This is a genomic window from Rhizobium sp. NPDC090279 (genome assembly GCF_044769665.1).
Classification (GTDB): domain Bacteria; phylum Pseudomonadota; class Alphaproteobacteria; order Rhizobiales; family Rhizobiaceae; genus Rhizobium.
Map to the genome: position 1 here is coordinate 426,366 of NZ_JBIVYI010000003.1, position 16,626 is coordinate 442,991.

Annotated in this window: 15 protein-coding genes, 1 tRNA gene and 1 riboswitch; of the genes, 10 read left to right on the top strand and 6 right to left on the bottom strand. The window is 61.1% G+C overall.

Translation table 11 applies throughout. The features are described from left to right. Positions 1–14: 14 nt before the first annotated feature. Complete coding sequence (gene phoB, locus ACIQWP_RS10090) at positions 15–698, top strand: phosphate regulon transcriptional regulator PhoB (RefSeq protein WP_004128368.1); 684 nt, start codon at positions 15–17, stop codon at positions 696–698. A gap of 91 nt (positions 699–789) precedes the next feature. Here phoB and ACIQWP_RS10095 read toward each other — a convergent pair whose 3' ends face one another. Continuing rightward, a complete protein-coding gene (locus ACIQWP_RS10095; protein WP_402785725.1) occupies positions 790–1,326 on the bottom strand; it encodes a GcrA family cell cycle regulator in 537 nt (178 codons plus the stop codon). 425 nt (positions 1,327–1,751) lie between these two features. On the opposite strand from ACIQWP_RS10095, the gene ACIQWP_RS10100 reads away from it, so the two are divergent. From ACIQWP_RS10100 to ACIQWP_RS10110, 3 genes are all read left to right on the top strand, one after another. Continuing rightward, positions 1,752–2,951: an aspartate aminotransferase family protein gene (locus tag ACIQWP_RS10100; RefSeq protein WP_402785728.1), complete on the top strand. Its 1,200-nt coding sequence runs from the start codon at positions 1,752–1,754 to the stop codon at positions 2,949–2,951. A 73-nt stretch (positions 2,952–3,024) separates the two neighbouring features. Continuing rightward, positions 3,025–3,942 (top strand): ornithine carbamoyltransferase, encoded by a 918-nt coding sequence (gene argF, locus ACIQWP_RS10105; protein ID WP_402785731.1) that lies wholly within the window; start codon positions 3,025–3,027, stop codon positions 3,940–3,942. 157 nt (positions 3,943–4,099) lie between these two features. After that, entirely contained in the window at positions 4,100–5,089 is a 990-nt protein-coding gene (locus ACIQWP_RS10110) for an Hsp33 family molecular chaperone (protein WP_402785734.1), read from the top strand. A gap of 19 nt (positions 5,090–5,108) precedes the next feature. Here the strand turns inward: ACIQWP_RS10110 and apaG are convergent, their stop codons facing one another. Then, a complete protein-coding gene (gene apaG, locus ACIQWP_RS10115) occupies positions 5,109–5,501 on the bottom strand; it encodes a Co2+/Mg2+ efflux protein ApaG (protein WP_402785737.1) in 393 nt (130 codons plus the stop codon). A 615-nt stretch (positions 5,502–6,116) separates the two neighbouring features. On the opposite strand from apaG, the gene ACIQWP_RS10120 reads away from it, so the two are divergent. Next, entirely contained in the window at positions 6,117–6,830 is a 714-nt protein-coding gene (locus ACIQWP_RS10120; protein WP_402785740.1) for a DNA helicase, read from the top strand. A 131-nt stretch (positions 6,831–6,961) separates the two neighbouring features. Here ACIQWP_RS10120 and ACIQWP_RS10125 read toward each other — a convergent pair whose 3' ends face one another. Further along, on the bottom strand, positions 6,962–8,149 hold the full coding sequence (locus tag ACIQWP_RS10125) for an O-succinylhomoserine sulfhydrylase (protein ID WP_402785743.1): 1,188 nt from the start codon (positions 8,147–8,149) through the stop codon (positions 6,962–6,964). Between the two features lie 43 nt (positions 8,150–8,192). Then, a riboswitch (SAM riboswitch) is annotated at positions 8,193–8,271 on the bottom strand. 171 nt (positions 8,272–8,442) lie between these two features. Between ACIQWP_RS10125 and ACIQWP_RS10130 the strand changes: the two genes are divergently transcribed. Next, entirely contained in the window at positions 8,443–9,537 is a 1,095-nt protein-coding gene (locus ACIQWP_RS10130) for a 2'-deoxycytidine 5'-triphosphate deaminase (RefSeq protein ID WP_402785746.1), read from the top strand. A 58-nt stretch (positions 9,538–9,595) separates the two neighbouring features. Next, positions 9,596–9,669 (top strand) — tRNA-Gly (locus ACIQWP_RS10135). Positions 9,670–9,701: 32 nt separating this feature from the next. Here ACIQWP_RS10135 and ACIQWP_RS10140 read toward each other — a convergent pair. Further along, positions 9,702–10,727, bottom strand: a complete 1,026-nt coding sequence (locus ACIQWP_RS10140) for a hypothetical protein (RefSeq protein ID WP_402785749.1) — start codon at positions 10,725–10,727, stop codon at positions 9,702–9,704. Between the two features lie 164 nt (positions 10,728–10,891). Between ACIQWP_RS10140 and ACIQWP_RS10145 the strand changes: the two genes are divergently transcribed. After that, complete coding sequence (locus tag ACIQWP_RS10145; RefSeq protein ID WP_402785752.1) at positions 10,892–11,269, top strand: VOC family protein; 378 nt, start codon at positions 10,892–10,894, stop codon at positions 11,267–11,269. Between the two features lie 9 nt (positions 11,270–11,278). Here the strand turns inward: ACIQWP_RS10145 and ACIQWP_RS10150 are convergent, their stop codons facing one another. Then, positions 11,279–12,187, bottom strand: a complete 909-nt coding sequence (locus ACIQWP_RS10150; protein ID WP_402785755.1) for a LysR family transcriptional regulator — start codon at positions 12,185–12,187, stop codon at positions 11,279–11,281. Positions 12,188–12,289: 102 nt separating this feature from the next. Between ACIQWP_RS10150 and ACIQWP_RS10155 the strand changes: the two genes are divergently transcribed. Both ACIQWP_RS10155 and ACIQWP_RS10160 read left to right on the top strand, forming a co-directional pair. Next, positions 12,290–13,519: an MFS transporter gene (locus ACIQWP_RS10155; RefSeq protein WP_402785758.1), complete on the top strand. Its 1,230-nt coding sequence runs from the start codon at positions 12,290–12,292 to the stop codon at positions 13,517–13,519. A 119-nt stretch (positions 13,520–13,638) separates the two neighbouring features. Then, the gene (locus ACIQWP_RS10160; protein ID WP_402785761.1) at positions 13,639–14,214 is read left to right on the top strand and encodes an acyltransferase; all 576 of its coding nucleotides are present in this window, start codon (positions 13,639–13,641) and stop codon (positions 14,212–14,214) included. A gap of 94 nt (positions 14,215–14,308) precedes the next feature. Here ACIQWP_RS10160 and ACIQWP_RS10165 read toward each other — a convergent pair whose 3' ends face one another. Continuing rightward, a complete protein-coding gene (locus tag ACIQWP_RS10165) occupies positions 14,309–16,315 on the bottom strand; it encodes a methyl-accepting chemotaxis protein (protein ID WP_402785764.1) in 2,007 nt (668 codons plus the stop codon). Positions 16,316–16,626 lie beyond the last annotated feature (311 nt).

Below are 16,626 nucleotides of genomic sequence, written 5' to 3' on the forward strand. Positions count from 1 at the left end.
GAGACCATAGGCGCATGGTTCCGAGAGTTGCTGTTGTAGAAGACGAGGAAGCGCTCAGCGTTCTGCTGCGCTACAATCTCGAGGCCGAAGGCTTCGAGGTCGATACGATCCTCAGAGGCGATGAGGCCGAGCTGCGTCTCCAGGAGCGCATCCCCGACCTTCTGATCCTCGACTGGATGCTCCCCGGTGTATCCGGCATCGAGCTCTGCCGCCGGCTGCGTATGCGGCCGGAGACGGAGCGGCTGCCGATCATCATGCTGACGGCCCGCGGCGAGGAGAGCGAGCGCGTGCGTGGTCTTTCCACCGGCGCGGACGACTACGTCGTCAAGCCGTTCTCGACGCCGGAGCTGATGGCTCGCGTCAAGGCGATGCTGCGGCGCGCCCGTCCGGAGGTTCTCTCCACGGTGCTTCGTTGTGGCGATATCGAGCTCGACCGCGAGACCCATCGCGTTCACCGCAAGAGCCGCGAAGTGCGGTTGGGGCCGACGGAATTCCGCCTGCTGGAATTCCTGATGTCCTCGCCGGGCCGTGTCTTCTCGCGTTCGCAGCTGCTCGACGGCGTTTGGGGACACGATATCTATGTCGACGAACGTACTGTCGACGTCCATGTCGGCCGCCTGCGCAAGGCGCTCAACTTCTCCAATATGCAGGATGTCATCCGCACCGTTCGCGGCGCGGGCTACTCCATGGAGGCCTGAGCGGGAATACCCGATCAGGCACTCAACATAGCGGCGGAAACAGAAAACGGGCCCCAAAGGGCCCGTTTCTTTACCTCAATTATGGGGCATCTCAGCCGCGCGGTTGCGCCGGCCGACGCCGCTCATGCACCGGCTGATAGGCCAGGCGCTGATGGTAGCCGCAATAGGGCGATGCATCTGGGCTCTCGTTGCCGCAGAAGTGGAAATCGTCCTTCAAGGGATCGCCGACCGGCCACTTGCAGGTGCGCTCGGTCAGTTCCGTCAGGCCGAGGCGCCGGGAGATCGGGACGACGACATTGGTGGCCGGGCGATACTGGATCTCGTTGACGGCATCGATCTCGACTTCTTCCCTCAGCATGGTTGCGCCCTGCTGGCGGGTGACCACGGTGCGGGTTGCAACACGCGTTCCATAGCTCGCTGCGCGGGGAGCTGCGGCGCTGCGCTTCGGCGTGCGTGCTGCGGTTGCCGTGCCGCCCGCCTTCGCTCGGCCGGGAAGGTTCAGGCGATGCACCTTGCCGATGACGGCGTTACGGCTCACGCCACCAAGCTGCGCAGCGATCTGGCTGGCGCTCAACCCTTCGGACCATAGCTTTTTCAGCTTCTCGACGCGTTCGTCTGTCCAATTCATGCCCTGTCTCCGCTGTCGCGTTTCCGATGGCAGAATCCCTCACCATTGCCTCGTATGGGGTCGAGGCGCGAAACGCTCTAAAATTGTGGTGACTAGTTCCGCCGCATGCAGTCTAGCAATTGCTTTTTAACCTAGTGTGAGGCTGACTCCGTGACAAGAGTCGCGGGAATCTTGAGGAATCGATTTCGAGGTTTTCCCCAACTTGCTGTCCCGGCGTGGCATTTCTGCAATAGCCGCCGCCGAACCTATCCCTTTTGCCCGCAAGCGCTTTCTCGCACCTGCCAAAACGGCAGTTTTGTTGACATCGCGGTGCAAAACATCAATAGTGCGCAGGCCGCCGCAAGGCGGCATTTTTGATTTTTTCGGACCCGTTTCATCAAACGGAAGCGATCGGTCCTTAAAGTTGTGATCGAGGAGATATGGCCATGGCCGAGACCGCGCCGCTTTATGACACCTACATGCGTGCTCCGCTGCGGTTCGAGCGAGGCGAAGGCGTCTGGCTGATCACGGAAAGCGGCGAACGCTACCTCGATTTCGCAGCCGGCGTTGCGGTTAATTCGCTCGGCCATGCGCACCCCCATCTCGTCGCGGAACTGAAGGCGCAGGCCGACAAGGTGTGGCATCTGTCCAACCTCTACGAGGTGCCCGGTCAGGAGAAGCTTTCGAAGCGGTTGACGGACGTGACCTTCGCCGACAAGGTGTTTTTCACCAACTCAGGCGCCGAGGCGCTCGAATGCGCCATCAAGACGGCGCGGCGCTATCAGTTCGCCAAGGGACATCCCGAAAAGTTCCACATCATCACCTTCGAGGGCGCCTTCCATGGCCGCACCATCGCGACGATCGCCGCCGGCGGTCAGGAAAAATATATCGAGGGCTTCGGCCCGAAGGCGCCGGGCTTCGATCAGGTGCCTTTCGGCGATCTCGATGCCGTGCGTGCCGCCATCACCGATGCGACGGCCGCGATCCTGATCGAGCCTGTGCAGGGCGAGGGCGGCATCCGCCCGGCGACCAACGAATTCCTGCGCGGCCTGCGTGAGATCTGCGACGAACACGGCCTGCTGCTGGTTCTCGATGAAGTACAATGCGGCGTCGGCCGCACGGGTAAGCTCTTCGCCCATGAATGGGCTGGTATCAAGCCGGACATCATGGCGGTCGCCAAGGGTATCGGCGGCGGTTTCCCGCTCGGCGCATGCCTTGCCACCGCGGAAGCCGCCTCGGGCATGAAGGCCGGCACGCACGGCTCGACCTATGGCGGCAATCCGCTCGCCATGGCGGTCGGCAATGCCGTCCTCGACATCGTGCTCGCCGAAGGCTTCCTGCAGCATGTCCGCGATATCGCCCTGATCTTCCGTCAGGGACTTGCCTCGCTCAAGGATCGCTTCCCCGACATCATCGAGGACGTTCGCGGCGAAGGCCTCATGCTCGGCATCAAGAGTGCAATTCCGCAGGCCGAGCTTCTGCAGGCGGTTCGCGCCGAGCATCTGCTAGGCGTTCTGGCCGGCGACAACGTCATTCGTCTGCTGCCGCCGCTCGTGGTGACCGCTGAGGAAGCGCGCGAAGGTCTTACTCGCCTCGAGCGTGCCGCCGAGCGCGCACGCGCAGCCCGCACCAAGAAATCGGCTTGAACTCAACGCCCGCAGTCGGGGCGTTCCTGCCCCACGCGGGCGTTATTGTTTTTTCTGGAGTACAGGTAAGGACATGGCTTCTCCGAAACACTTTCTCGACCTCTCTGCTGTTCCCACCGCCGATCTGCGCAGCATCATCGATGATGCCATCGTGCGAAAGCAGGCGCTGAAGGCTGGCACGGCCGACAAGCCGCTCGCCGGCAAGATGCTGGCGATGATCTTCGAGAAGCCATCCACCCGCACCCGCGTTTCCTTCGACGTCGGCATGCGCCAGCTGGGCGGCGAGACGCTGTTCCTGTCCGGCACCGAGATGCAGCTTGGCCGCGCCGAGACGATCGGCGATACGGCAAAGGTGCTGTCGCGCTATGTCGACGCGATCATGATCCGCACAACCGATCATTCGCGCCTGCTGGAGCTGGCGGAACACGCGACCGTTCCGGTCATCAACGCGCTGACGGACGACACGCATCCCTGCCAGATCATGGCCGATATCATGACCTTCGAGGAGCATCGCGGCCCGATCAAAGGCAAGACCGTTGCCTGGACCGGCGATGGCAATAACGTGCTGCATTCGCTGATCGAAGGTGCCGCACGTTTCGGCTATCGCATGAATATGGCAGTGCCCCTTGGTTCCGAGCCCAAGGATCACTATCTGAACTGGGCCCGCAACGAGGGCGCCGAAATCATGCTCTCGCATGATGCAGACCGTGCGGTCGCCGGCGTCGATTGCGTGGTAACCGATACCTGGGTTTCCATGAATCAGGAGCACCGGGCCCGCGGTCACAACGTCTTCCAGCCCTATCAGGTCAACAAGGCTTTGATGGCACAGGCCGGCAAAGACGCGTTGTTCATGCATTGCCTGCCCGCCCATCGCGGCGAGGAGGTAACGGACGAGGTGATCGACGGTCCGCAATCCGTTGTCTTCGATGAGGCGGAAAACCGCCTTCATGCGCAGAAGTCGATTCTTGCTTGGTGCCTGGGTGCAATCTGAGGATAGAAGCCGCGCTTGAGAGCGCGGGCCCTAGAGCCGGATGGTCTTAGGTCGAAGCGACCTAAGACCTGAATCCGGTCTAGAATCGAAGAAATAGAGCATGACGTCGCCCGAAAACCGCTCTCACTTTTCGGCGTCATGCTCCAGGAGTAAAGCAATGGCCGAAAATGCAGCCTCGCTGGGTCAGTTCGATTTTGCCGGTGACGATCACGTTGTGCCCTTCCAGGTGGAGGGTCTCGATGTGCGCGGCCGTGCCGTGCAGCTTGGCCCGTTGTTGGATGCAATCCTTGCCCGGCACGACTATCCGACGCCGGTTGCGCGCCTACTGGCCGAGGCTATTGTCCTGACCGTGCTGCTCGGCACCTCGCTGAAGTTCGAAGGCAAGTTCACGGTACAGACCAAGGGCGATGGTCCCGTTGATCTTCTGGTCGCCGATTTCTCGACGCCGGAAAATGTCCGCGCCTATGCCCGTTTCGATGAGGAGGCTCTGGCAAAGGCTGTCGCCGAAGGTCGGACCGAGCCCGAACAGCTGCTGGGCAACGGTGTGCTCGCCTTCACCATCGATCAGGGCCGCTTCAGCCAGCCCTATCAGGGTATCGTCGCGCTTGACGGCGCGTCGCTGGAGGAGATTGCCGGCACCTATTTCCGCCAGTCGGAGCAGATCCCGACGCGCGTGCGTCTTGGCGCCGCCGAACTCTTCGATCGTGATGAGAATGGCAAGCCGCGTCATCGCTGGCGTGCCGGCGGCCTGATTGCTCAATTCCTTCCCGAGGCGCCCGAGCGCATGCGTCAGCCCGATCTCCATGGCGGCGACGGCGATAGCGGCGTGCGCGATCATGCCGAGGACGATGCCTGGGCGGAAGCCCGCAGCCTCGTGGAAACCATCGATGCCGACGAACTGACGGACCCGCTTGTCGGCACTGAGCGCCTTTTGTATCGCCTCTTCCACGAGCGCGGCGTGCGCGTCTATGAGCCGAAGGCCGTCTACGATCGCTGTTCGTGCTCGCGCGACAAGCTGAAGGGCGTCTTGAAGGGGTTCACGGCCGAGGAAGTCGAGGCCAGCCAGGACAATGGTGAGATCGCCGTGACCTGTGAATTCTGCTCGACCACCTATCGCTTCGAAGTGTCCGAGATAGAAGTGGCCTGACGCTGCCCAGTTGCTGCGCTCAGTTCAGCGTGCGCAGCAGGTTCGGCGTATCCAGCGAAAAGGCGGGGATCTTGACATGGAAGAGCTCCCCCTTGTCCGTCTCCATCTGGTAATGGCCGAACATCATGCCTGATGGCGTGTCCAGTGGGCAGCCAGAGGAATATTCGTAGATATCGCCGGGTTTCAGATGCGGCTGCTCGCCGACGACACCGGGGCCGGTCACTTCATCCACGATGCCGTTCATGTCGGTGATGTGCCAATAGCGCGTCACCAGCTTCACGGCTTCCTTCGAGTGGTTGGAAATAACGATGCGGTATCCCCAGACATAGCGATCGTCGTCCGGATCGGATTGCTCCTCCAGATAGAACGGCTCTACTACAACCTCGATGTCGCGTGTTAGGGCGCGATACATGCCTGATACCTTGCCACTGCCCTGAAACGCCGAGCGCTCCTTCAAGCCCCCATTGCCGTTTCAGCATTTTCAAGTCTGCGGCATATTATCCGCTTTCCACTACTCCCGCAAAGTGCAGGATATTTAGCGGTATCCTATAACCGATCCGTTCCGTCAAGGAACGGTGTGATGAAATCTCGCCCATGGAGATCAAGCGTTCCGAAATTCAGCTATTATGGCTGATGAAAAAGATTAGTGATTTGCCCTCAAAGTATCTCGTTCCGCTCGTCATTTGGTCTTGTCTACCACAATGCCCGTCAGCGGATCGCGCGGCGCACAGATAGGCTTGCCGCAATTGAAGGTTCACTTCAGGGGTCGACCGTCAGATCTGATCGCGGGTCATGAAAACCTCCAGGCCATATAACCCCTGTGCCTCTCCTATTGTTCCTCAAGCAGGTCTTGCCTGAGATTCCCCGGCAAGCGGATTTCGGCTATGATCTGATTCTGGCATGGCCCGTGCCTCCCCCCTCCATTCGGGAAAGTATATTTCATGCAGGGTCGTCGATATCCAAACCGACTGTTTGAGCGCCTGGCATAAGGAGGGGTTGCGGTCACTGCTCGCAATAGGAGGTTTTGATGAGGCTTTCCGCCCCTGTTTATCATTTGAAGCGCAAGGCGAGGCTGCTGTCCCGCCAGCAGAACATACCCTTGCATGCCGCACTGGATCGCATTGCGGCCGGTGAAGGTTTTCAAGGCTGGAGCTTGCTTGCGGCGAGGACCAGGACTGCCGTTCCCGTCAGCGAGCTGTATTCGCGATTGAGCTCGGGCGATCTCGTGCTGATTGGCGCAAGGCCCGGCCATGGCAAGACGCTGATGAGCCTGAGGCTCGCCGTCGAAGCCATGAAATCAGGCAACCGCAGCGTCTTCTTCACGCTGGAAGACACGGAGAAGGTCGTTTTGGACCGTTTCCCGGCCATCGGTGCCGATCATGCGGAATTTGCCGATCTGTTCGAGTTCGACAATTCCGACGCCATCAGCGCCGACTACATCGTCGATAGGCTGGGACAGGCGTCGCGCGGCACGCTGGCGGTGGTCGATTTTCTGCAGTTGCTTGATCAGAAGCGGGAAAAGCCGGAGCTGATGATCCAGGTTCAGACGTTGAAGGCGTTTGCGCGCGCCAGAGGCGTCATCGTCGTCTTCATCTCGCAGATTGATCGCTCCTATGATCCGGCGCTGAAACCCGTGCCCGATCTCTCGGATGTTCGTCTGCCGAACCCGCTGGATCTGTCGCTGTTCGACAAGATGGTCTTCCTGAACAACGGCCAGGTTCAATTCAAGGCCGCCAGCTGACGAGCTGCCATGTGCCGTCATTGCCCGACTAGAGCAATTCCAGGAAAAGTGCGTAGCGGTTTTCCGTCCGGAATTGCGAGAGAACAGAGAGATCGAGCCGCCCGGAGAAAATCCGGGCGGCTCGATTGATATCAGGCCGAAACCTGCTCAAGAGCGCGGGCGAAATCCTCGACCAGATCCTGGCTGTCCTCGATACCAGCAGAGAAGCGCACGGTGCCCGGCGAAATGCCAAGTTCGGCGCGGGCCTCGTCGGTGAGGTTCTTGTGCGTCGTGGTGGCCGGATGGGTGATCAGGCTCTTCGAGTCGCCGAGATTGTTGGAGATCTTGACGATCTCCAGCGCGTTCTGCAGCTTGAAGGCTGCTTCCTTGCCGCCCTTCAGTTCGAAGGCCACGAGCGTCGAGCCGCCGGTCATCTGCTTGGCGATGATATCGGCCTGTGGGTGATCCTTGCGGCCGGGATAGATCACGCGGGCGACCTTGTTGCCCTGCTCGGCCAGGAAATCGGCCACTTTGGCGGCATTCGCCGTCTGCTGCGCAACGCGCAGCGGCAGCGTCTCGATGCCCTTCAGCAGCGTCCAGGCGGTAAAGGGAGACATGGCCGGGCCGGTATGGCGGAAATAGTCCTGCAGGTGTTCGTCGATCCACTGCTTGTCTGAAAGGACCACGCCGCCGAGCGAGCGGCCCTGACCGTCAATATGCTTGGTGGCCGAGTAGACGACGATATGGGCGCCGAGTTCCAGCGGCTTCTGGAAGAGCGGGGTCGCGAACACGTTGTCGACCACGACCTTGGCACCGATCTGGTTGGCAAGCTTGGCCACAGCAGCGATGTCAACGACTTCAAGCGTCGGGTTGGTCGGGCTTTCGAGGAAGAAGACCTTGGTCGTGGGGCGGATGGCCTTTTCCCAGTTCTCGACGAAGCGCCCGTCGACCAGCGTGCATTCGATACCGTATTTCGGCGCGAGCGTCTCGACCACCCAGCGGCACGAGCCGAAGAGGGCACGGGCGGCAACGATATGGTCACCGGCCTTCAGCTGGCAGAGGATGGCGGCGGTGACCGCAGCCATGCCCGAAGCCGTGGCGCGGGCATCTTCCGCGCCTTCCAGCGCGCACATGCGTTTTTCGAACATGTCGTTGGTCGGGCTGCCGTAACGGGCGTAGATGAAACCGTCCGTCTCGCCCTTGAAGCGGGCTTCCGCCGCTTCCGAGGTGTCGTAGACGAAGCCCTGTGTCAGATAGATTGCTTCGGAGGTCTCGCCGAACTGCGAACGGAGCGTTCCGTTGTGAACGAGCTGGGTTGCGGGGCGCCAAGTCTTGCTCATGCCATCACCACTTTCAAAACAAAAAAACCGGTCGCAAAAGCAGACCGGTTCAACCCCGGTCTTTTTAGCCATTTGTTTAACGTGGCTGCAAGCCGACCGGCCAAATCACCACGGGATAAGTTGCAATACTGCCGTTGACCGCTTGCGTCAATTCCCCCAGTTTGGTTTTGTCGGCGGCAAATTATTGCCCGAGCGTCCGTCTGGATGCGCAAAGGTCGCAGTAACATTTTGGATCAGCCGATAGGTCTGCAAGTCAAACATGGATTTGCCGGCTCATGGGTTGGGAAAGAGGCATGATGGCTCGCAATACTGGAATTCTGGCGGATCGCGCCATCGCGGCGCTCTTCGAAACAGGGCGGCTGACGAGCGAACGGGAACTGGACGTCGATCAGATCCAGCCGGCAAGCCTTGACCTCAGACTGGGCTCCCATGCTTTCCGCGTTCGGGCCAGCTTCATGCCCGGTCCATCGCATCTCGTTGCCGATAAGCTCGACTGGCTGAAGCTGCATGTCGTCGATCTCTCCGAAGGCGCGGTGCTGGAAACCGGCTGCGTCTATATCGTGCCGTTGATGGAACGGCTCGATCTGCCAGAAGACATGTCTGCCTCCGCCAACCCGAAGAGCTCGACCGGTCGCCTCGATATCTTCACCCGCGTCATCACCGACCGGGCGCAGGAGTTCGACAAGATCCCGGCCGGCTATTCCGGTCCGCTCTATCTCGAAATCAGCCCGCGCACCTTCCCGATCGTCGTGCGCCGTGGCTCGCGCCTGTCGCAGATCCGCTTCCGCGTCGGCCAGGCCTTGCTTGGCGAACCGGAGCTGCTGGCGCTGCACGAAACGGAAACGCTGGTTGCCAGCAAGAAGCCGAACATCACCGGCGGCGGCATTGCGCTGTCGATCGATCTTGCCGGCGACAAGGAAGGCCTGATCGGTTATCGCGGCAAGCACCACACGGCCGTCGTCGATGTCGACAAGAAGGCGCAGCACGATATCTTCGATTTCTGGGAGCCGCTTTATAGCCGCGGCCGCACCGAACTCATTCTCGATCCCGATGAATTCTACATTCTCGTCTCACGCGAGGCGGTGCATGTGCCGCCGCATTATGCCGCCGAGATGACGCCGTTCGATCCGCTGGTCGGCGAATTCCGCGTTCACTACGCCGGTTTCTTCGATCCGGGCTTCGGCCATGCGCCGGCCGGCGGTCGCGGCAGCCGCGCCGTGCTCGAAGTGCGCAGCCACGAGGTGCCCTTCATCCTCGAAGACGGCCAGATCGTCGGACGCCTGATTTACGAGCACATGCTGGAACAGCCGAGCAGCCTCTACGGCTCCGGCCTCGGCTCGAACTATCAGGCGCAGGGCCTGAAGCTGTCCAAGCACTTCCGGCTTTGATCGTTTATCGACCGGCCTTGACAGAGGCCGGCAACTGTTGGACATCTCAAGGTGTCAGGCGGGTGTAGCTCAATGGTAGAGCAGCAGCTTCCCAAGCTGAATACGAGGGTTCGATTCCCTTCACCCGCTCCATTTCCCTTACACTTGAGCGCCGCCCTTACATTTCAGGGTGATTGCTTCGCTGCATAGGCGGCGAGCACTTTTGACTGGGGCAGCAGTTTCCCCGATGCGTCCGACAACCAGATATCGTGGCGGTAAAACATCATCGGTCCGATTGAGATCTGGGTGCGAAGCCTGTCGAATGTATCGAGAAACGTCTGAATGCACCGGCTCAGGGTCTCGCCCTTTTTGTTGGGAAAGGCGTTGAGATCGAGAAACCCCCATTCGGTGATCCATAGGGGCTTATCCCCGCCGAGTGCGGCAGCATCCGCGCGCAGCACCTGCGTGGCCACGCCGTCAATGTAGTTCGGCGACACATAGATATGTGTGCCGTAGCCGTCTACGTGATAGGACGCATTGCTGAGGTAGTTGAAACCGTCGACATTCTTCAACATGGCGACGGCCCGGGCCGGGTCCGCAAGGTGCCGGGGCGGGCCCGCGCACTGGTCGCAGCCATGGGCCATGCCGAAGGTGATGATCTTCGCGCCGGGAAAGTAGCGAGGATCATGCAGAATGGTCGCCCCTGTTTTCAGGAACGCGCCGTATCCGCGCAGCCATGTGTGCAACTCACCCGCAGTGGCCAGATGGTCGTATGGCACGTCCGCATCGTAATAATAGCTGTCATCCTCGCTGCCGAATTCGACGGCATCGATCGTGAGACCGGCCGCCTTCAATGCGCCGAGCAGGTTCTCGAACCGCTGCGTGAATTTTTGAAGATTGATCTGGCTCAGTTTCTTCGCCTTCCAGCCGTGATCGTGGGTTTGCAGCGGCACATCATAGTCCTCGTCCATCTGGGCGATGGTCATCAAGACCTTCAGATGGTCCTGCTTCGCGAGCCGGACTTCGTTCACGAAATTCGCCACACCCCGCGCCGAGCCGGATGTCGGTCCGTCGCGAAACCAGGTGGCACCCAGACCTTGGATGTCCTTGAGCGTCTTTTCCTGAACCGCCGCGCTCTGCGAAGAAAGCCAGGAGCGGTCGATGCCGAGTTCCGATGATCGCGCAGGAGCGGCCCATGCCGTCATGGCCAAGGCGAGCATGCAAGCGAAACTGGATAGGGGCCTGCTTAACACCATAGCCTGTCCTCGCGAGGCGTTGCAATTAAAGATGGTAGCGCACGTGCAATAGCTGTTGTCTCAATCGCCATCCCTGTTTAGCCTGCCTTTATGTCGTTAATTGTGGGGATGCGCTCAAGATGATCGATCACATAACCATCGAAGTCAGCGATCTTGAGAGGAGCAAGGCCTTCTACGAGCGGGCTTTCGTACCTTTGGGGTATCGTCTGTCCTTCGGAAAAGAGGACGTTTTCTGGGCGTTCGATGTCGGCGATGGCAGCCTGTTCGAGATCCAGCATACCGGCAGCAAGCCGCCTCTGACGCACCTGCACGTCGCCTTCCGCGTTGAGACTAGGGCGGAGGTCGATGCCTTCCACCGCGCCGCGCTAGAAGCGGGCGCCGAGGATAACGGTGCTCCCGGCCCGCGTCCGGAATACACTGCGGATTACTATGCCTGCTTCGTCCTCGATCCCGATGGCTACAATATCGAGGCGATGGTCAACACGCCAGCGGTCTGAGGCCTGCCCTCAGGCTGGAAGCCGCATTCTCGCTTTTAGCGTTTCCGCCAGCGCCTTGCCGAAGGTTTCGATCGGGCGGGCAAGCCGGCCTGCCGGTGGGCGATGCACCAGCCAGTTGACGACTTTCGGGCTGAAGTCGGGCGCTTCGACGATCTCGACGGCATTGCGCCAGCGGCTGTCCGCCAGCGCTGCGGGTGTGAGAACGCCGATGCCGAGACCGCGTGCGACCAATGACATGCGCAAATCCGCGCTCATCGCCTCGACGGCGACCTCGAAAGGCAGGCGCTCGGTTTCGAAGCGATGCTGAATGAAGGCGCGGAAGCCGCAGCCGCTCTGGTTCATGATCCAGGGGAAGCGGGAAAGTTCCTCAAGCCTCGGCTCGCTGGGAATGCCGAGCGATGGCGCGGCGACGAGAATGACGCCGTGGACTCCAAGCGCATCGCCGACGACATCTTCCGGCGGCTGGACACCCTCGGGCAGGCAGACGGTTGCCGCATCGAGCTGGCTGTGTGCCACCTGTTCGATCAGCTGCGGCGACCAGCCGGTGACGATGCGCAGCGTCAATTGCGGAAACTGGCTGCGCAATTCATCGAGCGGGGCAGATAGAGCCGCCTCGGAGAGATAAGGCATGATCCCGAGGCGAAACTCGCCACCGATCGTGCCGCCGGGCGAGACGCCGGCCTTGAGATCATCGAGCGAGCGCAGTACGCGGCGCCCATGTTCATAGGCCTCGCGCCCAGCCGCCGTCGGCCTCAAGGGTTTCGATTGCCGGTCGAGCAGAGCAATGCCAAGGCTGTTTTCCAGATTCTGTATCCGCCTTGTGATGCCCGGCTGGGTCAGATTGATGCGCGCGGAGGCGGCAACGATCGAACCCGTTTCCACCACCGCGACGAAGGCTTCCAAATCATGAATGTTCATGCTGAACTCGCATAATCATTATTAGTTCATTTCAATTGCCGCATTATGCAATAAGCCGATAAACATGGCTATCTTTATTATCAGAAATTATTTGGAGAGCCCATGTCCCAAGTTCCCGAATGTGTGGTGAACGAGCAGCGTGAGGATGATGTCTCTACGGCTGCGGCCGCTCCTTCGACATTGTTGTTCGCGATCGCCACCGGCGTCATCATCATCAATCTTTTCGCGCCGCAGACGCTGGTCGGCATCGTCGGCCCGTCGCTCGGCTTTTCCGAAAGCGGCGCGGGCCTGGTGGCCATGGCCTCGCTGCTCGGCTATGCCGTCGGCCTGTTTTTCCTGGTGCCGCTGGCGGATCTGCTCGAAAACCGCCAGCTTGTATTGCGCATGCTTCTGTCGGCCCTGGTCATGGCTCTTGCCGCCGCCTTCGCGCCGACGGGATGGAGCCTGCTGATCTTCCTGTTCCTGTTGGGGGCAGCCTGCTCCGCCATCCAGATCCTCGTGCCGATCGCGGCGGCCATGGCACCGCCAGAGCATCGTGGCCGGGTGATCGGCAATGTCATGAGCGGCGTGATGGTCGGTATCCTCGTGTCGCGCCCGCTGGCCAGCCTGATCGCCGATTTCTGGGGCTGGAGGAGTTTCTACGCCATAAGCGCCGCGACGCTGGCGCTTCTTGCCGCCGTGCTCGCCCTGCGCCTGCCGGAACGGCGCCCCTCGGCAAGTACGAGCTATGGCGCTCTGATCGGCTCGCTGTTCCAGCTGCTGCGCGATGAGCCTGTGTTGCGGCTGCGCGCCTTTACCGCCGCCTTGATGATGGCGAGCTTCAGCCTGTTCTGGACGTCCGTCGCCCTGCGTCTGGTACAGCCGCCATTCTCGCTCGGCCAGTCGGGTATTGCGCTGTTTGCCCTGGTTGGGGCCGGCGGTGCTGCTGCCACCTCTCCCTTCGGTCGCATGGGCGACCGGGGCTGGACGCGGATGGCAACGTTGATCTCGCGCGTGATCATGCTCGCCGCCCTGGCATTGGCCGCCTGGGTGGGTGGAATAAGGTCCGGCGATCCGCTGACCTTGTTGATCCTGCTCGGTGTCAGTGCCGTCATGCTCGATGTCGGCGTCACCGGCGACCAGACCTTGGGACGCCGTGCCGTCAATCTCCTCAATCCGGAGGCGCGGGGGCGCATCAACGGTCTCTTCGTCGGCATCTTCTTTCTCGGTGGTGCGCTTGGCTCAGCGCTCGCCGGCACCGTGTGGGACTTTGGCGGCTGGGTCGCAGTCTGCGCGGCGGCGGCGGGCTTCGGCGTCATCGCTTTGATCACGGGCTTTGTCGCGCGCAACTGACGATGCAACGCGATGCCCAACACTTGCGGTTCTGCTCCAGCATCGCCATGTTGTAGCCCATTCAGGTGGGGGCCAGAAAAGCATGACAAGACGAGCGCCCCCTGTCAGGAGCATTCGGAATGCGTGGCATTGCATGGTTTTACAGGTTGAGAGCACTTTTCAGGAGCGGTGTGCTGAAGATTGGCCGCAGTACGAAAGTCCCTCTCGGCACCAGGATCATCTGGCAGCGCGGCGACGTCCGCATCGGGGAGAGAGTGCATTTCCGCAAGGGTGTCGTGATCGATGCGCAGGAGGGCAGTATTGAGGTCGGCGATCACGTCTCCTTCAACGAATACAGCATTCTGCTCGGTCGAGGCGGGATTGTCATAGGCAACGACGTGCGGATCGCCGCCCATGCGATGGTCGTCTCCTTCGATCATAATTTCGATGATGTTTCCCGTCCCATCCGCCTTCAGGGCGTAACCAAGAAACCCGTTGTCATCGAAGACGATGTCTGGATCGGAGCCGGCGCCAAGATCCTCGGCGGTGCCCATATTTCAAAGGGATGCGTCATCGGCGCGAACGCCGTCGTCAAGGGCAGGACCGAGCCTTACGGCATCTATGTCGGCGCTCCGGCAAGATTGCTGAAACGGCGCGGCGAAGCGGACGGCAACCGATCGGGAAATATCGAGCTGTTCGCCCTCCCGAAAAAGTAGGCCGGTCAATCGCCGCGATCCCGCCGGCGCAAGCACGTGGAATTGAAATGCGCCGCGAGCTTCTTCTTCTACCTGAGTGCTCGCAACGCCAATCTCAGAATTCCGTCCAATCCGCATCCTTGCTCGCTGTCGTCGCCGGCGCGGCACCGAAAGCGCTCATCAGCTTCTGACCGAGCGCTCGCGCCGGAGAAGCGGCCGGACGCACCTTGGCATCATCGACGGCCTGAATGCGGGGAGCGGCGACCGGCCGGGGTGCCGGGCGGGATACAGGCCGTTGCGCCGTGCTTGCGGCCGGTGTCGCCGAGATGCGCATGGCTTCGCCGCCGCTGGTGCGGAATTGGCCGAGCAGGTTTGTCAGGGATGCCGCTTCCGTCGCCAGGCTGTGGCTTGCGGCGGTGCTCTCCTCGACCATGGCGGCATTCTGTTGCGTGCCGTGATCCATGCTGTTGACCGCCGTATTGATCTCTTGCAGGCCCGCCGACTGCTCGCGCGATGCCTCGGCGATCGCATGCACATGCCGGTTGATTTCCTGCACGCCCGAGACGATGGCATCGAGTGCCTTGCCGGTTTCGCTGACCAGGCCGACGCCGGTGCGCACATGCGTTTCGGAGGTGGCGATGAGGGCCTTGATTTCCTTGGCGGCGCTGGCGGAGCGCTGGGCAAGCTCGCGCACTTCCTGGGCAACGACGGCAAAGCCCTTGCCCGCATCGCCGGCGCGCGCGGCCTCGACACCGGCATTCAGCGCCAGAAGATTGGTCTGGAAGGCGATGTCGTCGATGACGCCGATGATGTTGCTGATCTCTCCGGAGGATTTCTCGATCTGCTGCATGGCTCCGATCGCATTGCGGACGATCTCGCCGGAACGTTCCGCGTCGCTGCGGGTATGGGCGGCGAGCTGGTTTGCCTCCTGCGTGCGCTTGGCGGCGTCCTTGACCGTCGTGGTGATCTGCTCCAGCGCAGCGGCGGTTTCCTCGACCGAAGCGGCCTGCTGCTCGGTGCGCTTCGAAAGCTCGTCGGCCGCGCCGCGGATTTCCTCCGCGCCGGCGCTGATGGCGCGTGCATTGGAGCCGACGGCCTGCATGGTCTCGTTGAGCTTGTTGAGTGAGCCGTTGAAGTCCTGCCGCAGCTGGTCGAGATGTTCGGCGAACTGGATGTCGATCCGTGTGACGAGATCGCCTTCCGCAAGACGCTTCAGGCCGTCGCCAACAGCCTGAACCGCCTGCTGAAGCTGTGCCGCTTCGGTAGTTTGGCGAGCCTCGCGCTGCGCACGTTCGCTGTCGCTGAGGGTGCGATCCGCCTCGGCCTGCGTCTCGAGGCGCGATCGCTCGACGGCATTGTCGCGGAATACGGCGACGGCGGATGCCATCTGCCCGATCTCGTCGCGGCGCTCGCGGCCCTCGATCTCGCTTGCCGTGTCGCCATGCGCTAGCGTCGTCATGCGCTGATGCAGTCGCATCAGCGGTGCGGCGATGCTCCTTTGCGCGACATACATTCCGAGGAAGATGGCGAGCAAGGTCAGTCCGCCGACAGCGATGAGCATATAGCTGACGGCACTGTTGAGATCGGCTGAAAGGGCATCGGCGCCGCTATTCATCCGGGTCGTCAGCACATCGTCGTTGGCCTGCATGCTGGCGATGAGTTTGGGCAGTTTTTCGCTGACCAGGATCAACGTCGCTTCGGCGCCCTTCAGGTCGCCATTCTTGCGCTGGTCGATGACCTTCTTTGTGAGACCTTGCAATTCGTCGAGACCGGCAAGAATCGCGTCGATCGACTGTTTCGCTGCCGGAACGAGGTCTTCCGCATGTTTCAGCCTGTCCTTGGCTTCGCCGAAATAGCTGTTGCCGGAGGCGACCGCCTTGAACGTGTCGCTGGCGGGATCGAAATTCAGCATCAGGCTCGCCTGCAGAACTGACGCGAACGATGCCGTGCTTGCACGTGCAGCTTCCGTCGCCGCAACGGCTTCATGATCGAGAAAGGCGCTGTAGGCCCGATCCGCCTTGTGGAATTCGCCGGCAATCATCAGCAGGCCGACGAAGGAAATAATGCCGAGAAACAGGATCACGGCGAGCATTTTGGTTTTGATTTTCAGGTTCCTGAACATGGCGGTCCGCCTGCAAATGCCGTGCCTTATTCGGAATGAAGTCAACGGCCTGCTCGCCTGTCTGGGGCGGGGAAGGCGCTGCCTGATATGCACGGGTGAAGCCGAATTTACGGGATGCCTTGCCAGGAAGGCCCAGACGACCTGCATCATGCGATCGGCGTCGGAGCCGATGTCGTCGATAGCAGTGAGTACAATCAACAGAGCTTAATCGACTGCTAACGGCGGAGGCAGCCAGGTGGAATTCCCTCATTAATTTTGTACATGTACAAAACTTCGCAACCGGCCGATGCGCCCGATCCCGGCCACTCATC

What these genes read in the sequence shown, in the direction of transcription:
- argF (WP_402785731.1), top strand. Translation starts at nt 3,025, where the DNA reads ATGGCTTCTCCGAAACACTTTCTCGACCTCTCTGCTGTTCCCACCGCC.
- ACIQWP_RS10120 (WP_402785740.1), top strand. Translation starts at nt 6,117, where the DNA reads ATGAGGCTTTCCGCCCCTGTTTATCATTTGAAGCGCAAGGCGAGGCTG.
- ACIQWP_RS10155 (WP_402785758.1), top strand. Translation starts at nt 12,290, where the DNA reads ATGTCCCAAGTTCCCGAATGTGTGGTGAACGAGCAGCGTGAGGATGAT.
- ACIQWP_RS10100 (WP_402785728.1), top strand. Translation starts at nt 1,752, where the DNA reads ATGGCCGAGACCGCGCCGCTTTATGACACCTACATGCGTGCTCCGCTG.
- ACIQWP_RS10145 (WP_402785752.1), top strand. Translation starts at nt 10,892, where the DNA reads ATGATCGATCACATAACCATCGAAGTCAGCGATCTTGAGAGGAGCAAG.
- ACIQWP_RS10095 (WP_402785725.1), bottom strand. Translation starts at nt 1,326, where the DNA reads ATGAATTGGACAGACGAACGCGTCGAGAAGCTGAAAAAGCTATGGTCC.
- ACIQWP_RS10110 (WP_402785734.1), top strand. Translation starts at nt 4,100, where the DNA reads ATGGCCGAAAATGCAGCCTCGCTGGGTCAGTTCGATTTTGCCGGTGAC.
- apaG (WP_402785737.1), bottom strand. Translation starts at nt 5,501, where the DNA reads ATGTATCGCGCCCTAACACGCGACATCGAGGTTGTAGTAGAGCCGTTC.
- ACIQWP_RS10150 (WP_402785755.1), bottom strand. Translation starts at nt 12,187, where the DNA reads ATGAACATTCATGATTTGGAAGCCTTCGTCGCGGTGGTGGAAACGGGT.
- phoB (WP_004128368.1), top strand. Translation starts at nt 15, where the DNA reads ATGGTTCCGAGAGTTGCTGTTGTAGAAGACGAGGAAGCGCTCAGCGTT.
- ACIQWP_RS10165 (WP_402785764.1), bottom strand. Translation starts at nt 16,315, where the DNA reads ATGTTCAGGAACCTGAAAATCAAAACCAAAATGCTCGCCGTGATCCTG.
- ACIQWP_RS10160 (WP_402785761.1), top strand. Translation starts at nt 13,639, where the DNA reads ATGCGTGGCATTGCATGGTTTTACAGGTTGAGAGCACTTTTCAGGAGC.
- ACIQWP_RS10125 (WP_402785743.1), bottom strand. Translation starts at nt 8,149, where the DNA reads ATGAGCAAGACTTGGCGCCCCGCAACCCAGCTCGTTCACAACGGAACG.
- ACIQWP_RS10130 (WP_402785746.1), top strand. Translation starts at nt 8,443, where the DNA reads ATGATGGCTCGCAATACTGGAATTCTGGCGGATCGCGCCATCGCGGCG.